The organism is Sulfolobus sp. E5-1-F (genome assembly GCF_009601705.1).
Taxonomy (GTDB): domain Archaea; phylum Thermoproteota; class Thermoprotei_A; order Sulfolobales; family Sulfolobaceae; genus Saccharolobus.
In genome coordinates this window covers 1,626,319-1,637,432 of record NZ_CP045687.1, presented here as the reverse complement: position 1 = coordinate 1,637,432, position 11,114 = coordinate 1,626,319, and the positions used below count along the sequence as shown (strand labels likewise).

Genomic DNA, 11,114 nt, shown 5'->3' with positions numbered 1-11,114 from the left:
ATGATATTGAACAATCTAGAAAAGTTAAGAACAGTCCTTTATAGTGAAATATGGCAAAAATTCTGAGGGTGCCGCCGCGGGGACTTGAACCCCGGACAACCCGATCTCTAAAAAGTTTCCAGTTAACGTGTTTTAGTAACGTTAGACGTTTCACGAGAGAATGAAGATCTGATCCGTAAAAAAGAAGAAAAAAAAGATATGAAAGTCAGAATAGCCCATAAGTGTTTCATTGCGTTAACTCCAAGGTTCACTTTGGCTATTTCATATTCTGTAATAAAGATGATAATATTTTAGGATCGCAAAGCTGTGCAATGAAGCTCTTCGGACCAGAAACATTCTTAAAACCCTGTATGGAATTCTTTAATTCTGGCACTAAGGAATTAAATAGCTTCATTAACCTAAGGAGGTCATCGACAACATTGTCTATCGGATAATTCACTTGTGTGATCTTCTCATGCAATTTGAATAGAAAGTCGTTAGTTTTTTTGAAGTTATCTAAAATTTTCTCCGCAATTATATATATTTGATCATAAAGCCCCTTATTACTGAATTCTTTGGAAATAATATTAGCAGGAGTTGTTATGGTCTTATTATTACTATCCGCTTGAGGATATCTTGATTTCTGTTCAAAATCTGCCAAGTAGAAAGCAATTTCATATAAATCTAGCGGTAATATTAAAATGCTAAATAACGCACGAGGCACCATATGCAAAATGGAACTTATCTGATTGGATGACGGCTTATCCTGCGAGAGTCTTGCTAGTGGCTGGATGAACTGATCAAAACATATTTCTAGGGCTGAGGCAACGTCGTTAAATGATTTCAGCTTTAAATCTATGTCATTAATTTTTTGGCCTTTACTTTTAGCCACACTATCACTTGATAATAAATTAGTTTGTAGCCAATTTACTACCCCGTCGACAGAATCTGCTAAATTAGCGTATCCCAGCAAGGAAAAAATTTCTTTAAAAATATCTTTATTGGAATTTAACCTGCCCCTTAACTCTTCCATATCCTTTGCCAGTCCTTTTTGTAGATCATGAGAATAGTCTTTTCTTAGCGAACCTTCTAGTCCATGTATATCTATCTTCCGATCTTTGAATCCCTTATTTAACGACTGAAGAAGCGTCTTTAAGTTATTAAGTTTACTACTACTGGAGGCTAATAGTTCCTCTGTAATAGTCCCGAAAAATTCTACAAGGAAATACTGGTACATACTTCTGAACGATTTGAACATCTTCTCAGTTGATTGCTGTAGATAAAATACAGCTTGAGCTTGATAGTTATTTTCCCAGAGAAGTTTGCTTGCTTGTAGATCGGATTCCGCTACTTCTAAAAATGCTTTGGCATACTCTAGGAATTTATCGTCGGGTTTACTCATAGTATCTCCTCCTTGTACTTCAGACAGTACATCCTCTCTTTCCCTGCCCTTCCTCTGTGCCACTTCCTCTCTATTATACCCCTCTTTACTAACCTGGACAGATAGACCAACAACTCATCTTTATCCACTGACGTCTTCTCACTGAGGTACTCCAAACTGCAGCAACTTCCCGGAGCCTTTGCCATTACCATCAAAACGATCTGTGTGATTGTGAAGCGTTTCTTGTGTTTCTCAATCTTACTTTCCATAAAATTGTATTGGAAATTTCTCCTTATTAAACCTTAACTAGGCTTAACAGAGTGTTACCTCCATTGAAGGACTCAAAAATTGGCTTCCTGACCCGGGTATATCAGGCTTAACAGAGTGTTAGGTTTGTCGTCATTATCGCAAGAGCGAGCTGCTGCAACTAAAATTTTTGGGATCCGGGCAGGATTAATTTACGTCGTTGTTTAGTCTTATACTCTTTATTTTTATCATTATATGCTTAATGACGAGTAGAAAGTGTTGACAATCTATTCATGTATAAATAGATATGTATATTATTTACGAACATCATTAGGTAGAACACCTTAAGGCAGAAAATCTGAATCTAGAAAATATTGTGTAAACTGGGGAGTTTCTCGCGTATATGCACAGTTGAAATTATCTTACTTTTTAATAGAAAAATTCAAAGTTTGCGCGGTCCTTTTCTATATGCGCACTCCACTTTTTCTCAGTAAACGGTAGACCCAAAATCATTTTACAAAAAATAATTTTGGTTGGGTAATATCAGATTCTGAAAAATAATAGAATTTATAGCTTTGACAAGAACGCAATTAATTGAAGAAAGATTTAAGGTGAGGAAGCCGGTATTATCACGTGGTGAAGACAAGGTGATAACACCTGGTCTTCCTCACCAAAATAATCTACAACAAGTAGGGTATAAATTACTTTCCATGTTGAGCTTCAAGGGAAGAAAGGCGGAGGAGGTATCGAGAGTTCTGGTCTCCGCGTGCTTGTGGAACGACTCCGTGGAAAGCAAGTCCAAAGGGTATAACGTGTCACCACAGACCGTGAGGAACTACGTGGAGGAGCAGGGAACTGAGGTGATCGAGAAGCTATTAGAGTCCATGAGGAGGATTTCCATGGAGATACTCAAGGGAGTGAAGGAAGTCGACATCTCCATAGACTGGACAACCAAGACGTGGTATGGTAAGCCGGTGGAGGGACTGGGTAGTTCAGCCAAGGGGAACTCGTGGAACTACGCTACCGCGACCACGAAGTATCAGAATATGGTGCTCCTCCTAGCTTTCGTTCCCCAAGTTAACGGGATGAGCAAGGATGAGATCGTGAAGCTTCTCATGGAGCAAATTGTGGGAATGGGCTTCAAGGTGGGGCTCGTAACCTTGGACGCGGGATTCTACACCGTGGAAGTCCTCAAGTTCATATCGCAGTTCAAGTTCGTGATAGGAGTCCTGTGGGGGACGTGAAGATCTACGAGGAGTTCGACGGAGAGTACACGACAAACAGTAAGAGGCATAAGAAGGAAGAGCAGGTCAAGTTCAGACTCCTGGTGTATGGTAAGGAAATCGTTAAGAAGAGGAAGAAGACCGTGGTGTACTTCGCGAGGGCGACCAACCTCGACCTACCCAAGAGGGAAGTGCTGAAGTTGTACAACAAGGTTAGGAGTCCCATTGAGACGTCTTACAGGAACATCAAGGCCTTCCTTCCCTTCACGAGCTCCACCAAGTTCATCTTCCGCGAGTTGATCTTCGTGCTGGCCATGATCTTCTACTCGCTTTACACCGTGTTTAAGAACCTGACCTCCTCCCCGCCCTAAAGGACGGGGGTTCCCTTAGAGCGGTTCATAGGTTTGTGGTTTACCGCTTTCACTCTCATTACTTCATAGCTAGTGGAGGGGAAATCCCTCCACCCCGCTCCATTCGTCCAGCGGTAGACCACGGGCTGGGTCTTCAGCCCTATTACCCCTATCCCTCTATAGGAGCTTCCTTGGGACTCGGGGCTATGTAGTATGTTTATAGCACCGTTCAGATCTGCATTGATCACTTTCCTTGTGTGGGGACACCTAAATAAACCACGATGAACCCTTCCATGAGGGTGAATTTCCCCACACAAGGAGCAAATTTTAGATGTGTAAGCCTCGCTAACTTCAATGACTTTTATCCCTAATTCTTCGCCAACCTCCTTAAGCCTCTGTATGATTATATTATACCGCCAGAAGTTCACAGTTAGTTTATTCCCATGTTGTTTCGCGATCTCTTTAGGGTAACCAACTCTAACCTCACTTACTCCTTCCTTGTTAAGTATATCCATTACCCTCCTCGCTAACGAATTTATTACATGTCTCATGAACAAACTTCTCTTTTTGTATAACATGCTCAATCTTCTGCTTCTATTCTGTTTATGTATTGCTAATTTTTTCTGTGTTATGACGATCTTTTTACTGTAATATTCATACTGTGAGAGAACGGACCCACCTCTGAATAGAAACCATTTGCCATTCTCTATGAACACTGTTGCTAAGTTCACTATTCCTAAATCTATAGATGCTTTTAATCCACTCTCTTTTAGTTTAACATCTTCAACCTCTATTGGTATGGTTGCATAAAACAGTCTTCTTACCTCATCATAATGGATTTCGAGTCTACCTTGTTTTCCCCTCCACTTCAGCTTCCCAGAATACTTTAATCTCATCTTAAAATCCTTCAAATATATTACACGTTCCTCCTCATCAATAGTATACCTATCATTCCTTACAAGAATTATACCGCGTGTCCAATAACCTGGTGGTCTTGGTTTTAGACTCTTATTTTGCCTCTTCTCTTTTATCAAAGAAAAGAAAGAACGCCATGCCTCAGTGTTTTTTCTTGTAACTTGTTGTGCATTAACTTTGAGAATTTGCTTAAACTTCTCATATGTTTCTTTCTCAGTCTTTACGAAATCTACTTTTTCGTGGTTCTTAAACTGTTGCATTCTAAGATAATTAACAGTATTCCAACAAGCCCTATATACCTCTAATAAGCCAAGTAATCTCTTCTTAGTCTCTTTATCAATAAACAATTTAACGATATTACTCCTCTTCATTCTCCCACTGACTTTCTATATATTTCTTAATTATCTCACTTGAAACATTCCCAGCTGTTGCAACGAAATAACTTCTTGTCCATAGCTTCCCACGTGTTTTCAAGTCTGGGTATCTCTTCAGAATGAGCCTTGCTGATTTCCCTTTGAAGTAATTTGCTAGGTATGATGGCGAATATCTAGGTGGGCAATTAACAAACAGATGAACATGGTCTGGCATTACCTCAAGTGCAATTATCTCACAACCTAATTCTTCAGCTATTGATTTTAAGACTTGTTTAGTGTATTCAGAGATATCTCCTCTGAGAACGTCTCTTCTGTACTTCGGTATCCATACAAAATGATAGTTACAGAGATACTTTACATGTCTCGTGGACTTCAGTTCCACAATACTTTAAAGTACTCAGTATTTAAAAACTTTTACCCCGCCACGAGTGGCGAGGCTTGTTGTTTCTTTTGTCATGACAAGAGAGGAGTTTAGATTGCTGCTCATCCTCTGCTTTCTAGACGATTTATCTGATCTAAAGGATTTTATATTTAATCTTGAGGAAACACTTATTAATACTATAGATTTATTTTTATGGAGGTGATTTTGGGTCTACCGTAGAAGAATGAAACTTACTACTTTTATTGATTTTGTATTGAAATTCGGAACCTGTGCTAAATATAGAATATAATATATTGCACTAAAAAATAGAAAAACTATCGCTGATGTAAGCAAAAATATTTTTATAATTTCTATTGGGCTGAGCATTTTCTAGCTCACCACTGGCGATGTAGAGAATTTCTCTAGTTCTTCTTTAGTAGGCAGAATCTGAATTGATAGTTTGTAATTTCCCGCTCTGATTATTCCTTGCCCTGGATTTGCATTCAGCAAATAGTCTATCTCAGCTTGGCTTAAATTGTAAGATTTTTGAAGAATTTCAGTAGCTACTGCTCTTTGCCTTAGTAGAATTGCGGTAGCAGATTGTTCTAGTATCGTTCTACCTTCTGGCGTTGCGTAAACGTCCCATGGTCTCTGCGTTACATACATGAATATATCACCGTATTTTCTTCCTCTTCTTGCGACTTCCTGTAATAAGTTCAGAACTGCAGGATATTCACTGAAAATCCATGCTTCATCAACGAAAAGCAGTTGTTTTCCAGATAGCATTTTCTTCTGTAACAACAACGTGACCAGGGCGCTCACTACTACCTTCAGCCTCTGGTTCCTCAATTCTTTTATTCCGAATACTACATTTTCTGTAATATTTACTGGAGTACCGTCATAAATTTGACTATCTGGAGGCGCATCTATCCCATCTAAATACTTCAAAAGGTCCTCAGTTTTACTTTCTCTCAGATCATCGACAAATTGAAAGATAGTGTCCGCATCGGAAGATACAAAAAGCCTTCTTAGTCTCGGTCTCAGTTCCTGCGGAACATAGTACAGATCTGCTAGAAGTTCTGCCGCATCAGTAGCGTCAATCAGTCCTTCTCTCACGAATTTCATCAAATCTAGTCCTAGTTTTTGCCCTGGCCTTATTATAATTGGTGTTATGCCTAATTCTTTGGCTACAACGTCCTTAACATATTCGTTTTCAGGATCTATCCCATTGATTCCGATACTCATCCTCTTTCTAAGCCTTCTCAAAAACACTTTAGTTGTGATACTTTTTCCAGAACCAGTTTCGCCTAAAATCACGATATTGTAATTGTTTCTGGCATAAGGATTGAAAATAACTGGGGAGTTTGAGCCAGAAACACCTAGAAATATTCCGTTTTCATCTATTAAATCTTCAGAAATGAATGGATAGAAAGCTCCCGCACTTATACTATCTATGTAATTTTTCTCTACAGAGAACGAAGTGAATGCACTTATAGAAGTCTTCAACTCATACAAATCTCTTTGAATATAGGGTGGTGCTTCAACAGACAATAACCTAGCGTTAGCTATTTCTTTTGCACGCTTTTCTTTTTCTGAAAGCTCCAATTCATTCTTACCTTTTATTATAATATATAGATAAATTTCAAACAGACGTGATGACCCTCCAATCGTAGAAGATAGGTCTCTCAATTTCTGAACTTTTCTTTCAATTTCTGGCGTAACCCTGTTTCCAGTCAAAAGACTTTCAGCCCTCAATCTGGCAGCTGATATCATTTTGATTGCCTTATACTGGTCTACTTGTCTAAATTTCATGAAAATTTCATCAGCAATTCCAGTATATTCATAAACGAATCCATCTGGCAGATAGTCGGGATAATTATACACAACAAGAACTTTAGCATAAGTATTGTCATCTAACAGAACTTTGTCCCTATATTCGTATCTAACTTTTGGCCTTTCTTTTAGTGGATCCCCAGTATCTTTCATATTGAAGAAACCTGGTGAATTTTCTTTTGTCCCAAAGAAAAATTTAGTTATCAACACCTGGTATCGATTTCCTTCGTATTCATATTCATCAAATACATTTTTTATATATATTACTGCATCATTTACAGAATTCAATAAATTTGAAAAATTATTAGTTAGCCTATCCTGATCTTCCTGAGCCAATAATTGGAACGGGCTCGGTTCTACTGTGTACCATTTGTATTCTTCTTCCTTCTTTTTCTGATTTTGAAAGTTGAACAGCTTCATCAGCCAATTTAAGACAAATATTTAAATAGGGCTAAAGGCGGAGTCCTATATTTAAATATTTTTCATTATCGAAATGGGATGGTAAAGCTCAGGGAAGTAACTATAATAAAAGACTCAAGTCTTCTAAATGAAAAACTTGGTCCTTTCAAGATAAGAAAATTATTACCACTAGCACTAGGAGGAATGTTAGGATATGGAATGATCAGGAAAGGAACTATAGATGATATTGCCATAGGAATCATAGTAATAATAGCGTCATTGATAATAGCATTTGGACCTGATAGAGCATTATCATTTGAGAATCAGTTGCAGGCAATGCTCTACTATTATACTTTAAAATCTAAGGGCATGAGAATAGTACCAACAACAACACAGATACAGAACACTGAAGAATTAGAAATAAAAATATCTTCGTTAAGACAACAGATAAAAGATGAAAAAGATCTAGTTAAGAAGCTGATGTTAAAGACAGATCTATTACAATATGAAATAGAATACTATTCGGCTGAGATAAGCAATATTGATAGTAAAATACAAGAACTGAGAACAAAAATGAAAAGCGCAAACAAAATTGAAAGAAAGAAAATATCAGAAAAAATAAAGAAACTTTACAAAAAACGTTCAGAACTGAACAAATTAAAGAATAAGAATAATGCTGAGCTCAGAAAATTTGAGAAAGTGCAATTGATATCTAACGAAGAACTAAATGAGCTGAAGAAGAAGATAGATGAATTAAGGAATCAAATAAAGACAACAACAGACAAGAAGAAATTGAAAGAACTGAAAGAACAATATCACAGTGTCTTACTAGAATATTATAACAAAAAAATCACTCAGGATAAAGCATTAATAAAGCTCATTAACGATAAAGCGCTTAAGAGCAGAATAAGCGCTGAGCTCAAAGAGATTTACAAAAAGAAAGCAGAATTAGAAAAGAAAATAGGAAGGAAAAGATTCTCGGTGGTGAGGAAATGAGCTTCGCAAGTAGATACGTATATTATTCTGTATTTTTTCTAGGTTTAATCATTCTTTTAGCCGTGTTTGCAAACATTAATTATTTTTATCAATCCCCCTCACCTCCATCAGCTTCTGGAAATATTCACTACAATATTACTAGCTATAACATCAGCTTAAGCCTAGACAATATTATAAAATATGCTAAGATACAGCACTTCAAAGTTCTATCAAATCTCACTAAGGATTCTTTAGGTCCAATCGTCAATCAAACTGGAAATATGAACATAATTGATTCACTGAAGAAGATATTAGAACTGAACGCAACGTTGGTAAGTCCCGTCCGCTATTGGGAGGCCGAGGATTTAATTCAGTTCCTTAATGCGTCATTTTTTAGCTATAGAATCATGCACTCTTACACCATACCACTATCTGATAAAGAGAATGAAACCTGGACACAGAATTATCTTACATTTAACATATCTAAATTCAATGTGACGATATATAATAATACTTACACACCTTCTACTAATGTAACCGCTCATCTTTCTATAATAAATAGCACAATTGTAGTTCTAAAACCCACGGAATACAATATCTGGCCTAGCGGAACATTTAACGAAATTGGTTTCTATGACGTCTATGGTGAGTCTTATCGAATAACTTATTCATATCCTTACATAAGCGGTAACTATTTAGTTTTTGTTCCTGCTCAAACAGCGTCTTCTGGTCTTATATATTTCACAAAATATCTATACATTCAGGGAGGAATTTCTATTGCATTAGAGGGAGGAGCAACAGAAAGTAATACGCCAAGTATTGCAGACGGATTCTATATTGGAATAGCATATGGTTACGTAACATCATGGGCATTCAATATATATTCAATTCAAAAAACTATTTATGGCTCTGGATTTCCCTACAGCGGATCTGTAGCGTTTCCTGCTAATACATATGCTATCGTTGTTCAGTTTGATCCTCTAGGACCTAACGTAAACTTCTTCATTTCTAACGGAAATGTGAGATATCAAATATCATACGTAGGGTTAGGAATAAGTTACCGCATAGGACAGCTATTATATTTTAACGTAACACTTCAGAACGGAATAATTACAGCATATGTTGCTAATGTAAACACAGGGCAATATGTGAAACTTAGTGTTGCACTTTCAAACTTCGATTGGTACCCCACGTTACAAAACGGCTTATATACAATATATTTAGGGGGAGCTACAGGAACTGGCGACGGTAATTGGTACATAAATTATGCGTCAATGCGTTACTATATACCAAACTTCATGGAAATTTCTTATGTAAATCTACAAGGTGAAGGATATACGTACAATGGCACGAACCCATTAACGTGGCTTCAAAATAATACTTATTATAAATTATTAAGATATGGTGACGGACCTTATCAATTTTCACTGACATATACAATGTTCGCGAATCAATCTTACAAGGAATATGTAAAAGTCTTCGCAAATGATACACTAATAATGGACATGCATTACGGTAATATTATAATAAAAAGGAATTATACAGGGCTTGTAGGTTGGATAAACGCAACACCAGCTATAGTTCAAAACCAATACGGTGGATATAATTACACTCTCAAATTCTCGATAAACATAACAACATTTCCAGTACCTGATTACGTTGTCATTCATCCTCCGCCCTCAGAAGTTTTCAAGAATAATTATGCATTTGAATATCTGGAGTGGACTGAATACAGATTATTAGCAGAAAATATCTATAATTTCACAATTCAATTCACAGATAATGTTACAGCACATCTAAACTACAATTACACTAAATTCTGGAAGGCAGAGGCTTATGGAATAACTGCAGAATTAATTGCTCATAATATTAGAAATATCTCTTCATCTTATCAACATCAATATCCGATCGAGGCACTGTGGGATGAAAACGGAACGCAGTATGAAGCAAATATCAATCTAGCTTTAATTCTAGAAAATCTGATGCCTGTTAACGTAACAATAGGAAATTATTATAACGTGACAAGCTTCTATCCCATTGCAGGGCACTGGATAAACAATTGGTCTTATGTCTATGTTAACGTGCAAGATCTTCCAGAATATTGGCTTAACAACACTGTATTTCTGCAATATAACTATACATATCTAAGCGACATAGCAAGCTTATACAAGTACTTCAGCTATTGGCAGATCCCTAACGGCACGTATAACAACGTGACGCTATACAGTCCGCTACCGACTACAATTATCTTTCACTATGGAACTTATTATCTGAATATAACACCTATCATATTTTATAATACTACTACAACACTGAAATTGTCGTACAATGATACTGCTGAATATAAGTTTTATTGATAATCTTGGTGAGAATATGTACACGATTGAGCTTGAAAATGGACAAAAAATTATAGGGGAAATCCTGAAAATGGACAAAAAATTGCTTAAAATCAAAATGATTGTAATAGCTCCGATCACTATTTTTGATCATGCAATCAAAGTCGGCGACAGAATAGTTCTTGATAATAGCGAATTTGTTGTAGAAGATATTTCAGAGGGCGGAGTGAAATTATCAAATATAGTTCTTATAGAGAGAAAGAATGTGAAGAAGATTGAAGGTATATAAATTTTTGCAGAAAATAGGGCGAGGGAAAAATGAAGAAGTTGTTAAGAAAAATAATAAGGATATCTAGATCAACTAAAATATCATTAGCAATATTATCGATAATGTTAATACGAATGATAATAGTTAGCGCACAAGTATCGATAACGCCAACCGCACCGACCACATCCAACGCATTAACAAGTATTCTGGGATATTTATCATGGATAGGGATTGTAGGCGGAATAGGAGTAGGCGCTTTACTTGCTGGAATTAAGATCGCAATGCTTCATGATATGGAAGGCGGAAAAAGAGATTTAATGTACAGCGTTATAGGCGGAGTAATAATATCATTAATTTCAATAATATTGAACTTCTTCGTCTAAAGAAGGTAATCCTTTTTTCCTTTCCTATACCAAAAAGTTTTTTAACCCCTCTATCCTTCCAACATAACATTTTGTTAGAATTTTATTCTTA

The 11,114-nt window shown here is 36.6% G+C and carries 9 protein-coding genes and 2 pseudogenes; 6 read left to right on the top strand and 5 right to left on the bottom strand.

Translation table 11 applies throughout. From position 1 onward, the window contains the following. Nucleotides 1-256: 256 nt before the first annotated feature. Entirely contained in the window at nucleotides 257-1,381 is a 1,125-nt protein-coding gene (locus GFS03_RS08320; protein ID WP_153423386.1) for a hypothetical protein, read from the bottom strand. Continuing rightward, nucleotides 1,378-1,629, bottom strand: coding sequence for a plasmid regulator (locus GFS03_RS08315; protein WP_153423384.1), 252 nt, complete (start codon nucleotides 1,627-1,629; stop codon nucleotides 1,378-1,380). Before GFS03_RS08315 ends, GFS03_RS08320 begins: the two co-directional genes overlap by 4 nt. A 624-nt stretch (nucleotides 1,630-2,253) precedes the next feature. Here GFS03_RS08315 and GFS03_RS08310 point away from each other — a divergent pair. Further along, nucleotides 2,254-3,182: pseudogene (locus GFS03_RS08310) on the top strand (ISH3-like element ISC1225 family transposase); the annotation flags it as partial. 14 nt (nucleotides 3,183-3,196) lie between these two features. Here GFS03_RS08310 and GFS03_RS08305 read toward each other — a convergent pair. After that, nucleotides 3,197-4,465 (bottom strand): RNA-guided endonuclease InsQ/TnpB family protein, encoded by a 1,269-nt coding sequence (locus tag GFS03_RS08305; protein WP_153423382.1) that lies wholly within the window; start codon nucleotides 4,463-4,465, stop codon nucleotides 3,197-3,199. Further along, complete coding sequence (gene tnpA, locus GFS03_RS08300; RefSeq protein WP_153423380.1) at nucleotides 4,452-4,850, bottom strand: IS200/IS605 family transposase; 399 nt, start codon at nucleotides 4,848-4,850, stop codon at nucleotides 4,452-4,454. The genes GFS03_RS08305 and tnpA overlap by 14 nt, the downstream gene beginning before the upstream one ends. Nucleotides 4,851-4,920: 70 nt before the next feature. Between tnpA and GFS03_RS08295 the strand changes: the two are divergent. Beyond that, nucleotides 4,921-5,052 (top strand): annotated as a pseudogene (locus GFS03_RS08295) (ISH3 family transposase); the annotation flags it as partial. Nucleotides 5,053-5,219: 167 nt separating this feature from the next. On the opposite strand, the gene GFS03_RS08290 reads toward GFS03_RS08295, so the two are convergent. Continuing rightward, entirely contained in the window at nucleotides 5,220-7,082 is a 1,863-nt protein-coding gene (locus tag GFS03_RS08290) for a VirB4 family type IV secretion system protein (protein ID WP_153423378.1), read from the bottom strand. A gap of 78 nt (nucleotides 7,083-7,160) precedes the next feature. Here GFS03_RS08290 and GFS03_RS08285 point away from each other — a divergent pair, with 78 nt between their 5' ends. From GFS03_RS08285 to GFS03_RS08270, 4 genes are read left to right on the top strand one after another with little or no spacing between them, the layout of a single operon-like run. After that, complete coding sequence (locus GFS03_RS08285) at nucleotides 7,161-8,057, top strand: coiled-coil domain-containing protein (protein WP_153423376.1); 897 nt, start codon at nucleotides 7,161-7,163, stop codon at nucleotides 8,055-8,057. After that, nucleotides 8,054-10,393 (top strand): methyltransferase type 11, encoded by a 2,340-nt coding sequence (locus GFS03_RS08280; RefSeq protein ID WP_153423374.1) that lies wholly within the window; start codon nucleotides 8,054-8,056, stop codon nucleotides 10,391-10,393. Before GFS03_RS08285 ends, GFS03_RS08280 begins: the two co-directional genes overlap by 4 nt. 16 nt (nucleotides 10,394-10,409) lie before the next feature. Next, entirely contained in the window at nucleotides 10,410-10,661 is a 252-nt protein-coding gene (locus GFS03_RS08275; protein ID WP_153423372.1) for a hypothetical protein, read from the top strand. 29 nt (nucleotides 10,662-10,690) lie between these two features. Beyond that, nucleotides 10,691-11,023: a hypothetical protein gene (locus GFS03_RS08270; protein ID WP_238699089.1), complete on the top strand. Its 333-nt coding sequence runs from the start codon at nucleotides 10,691-10,693 to the stop codon at nucleotides 11,021-11,023. Nucleotides 11,024-11,114 lie beyond the last annotated feature (91 nt).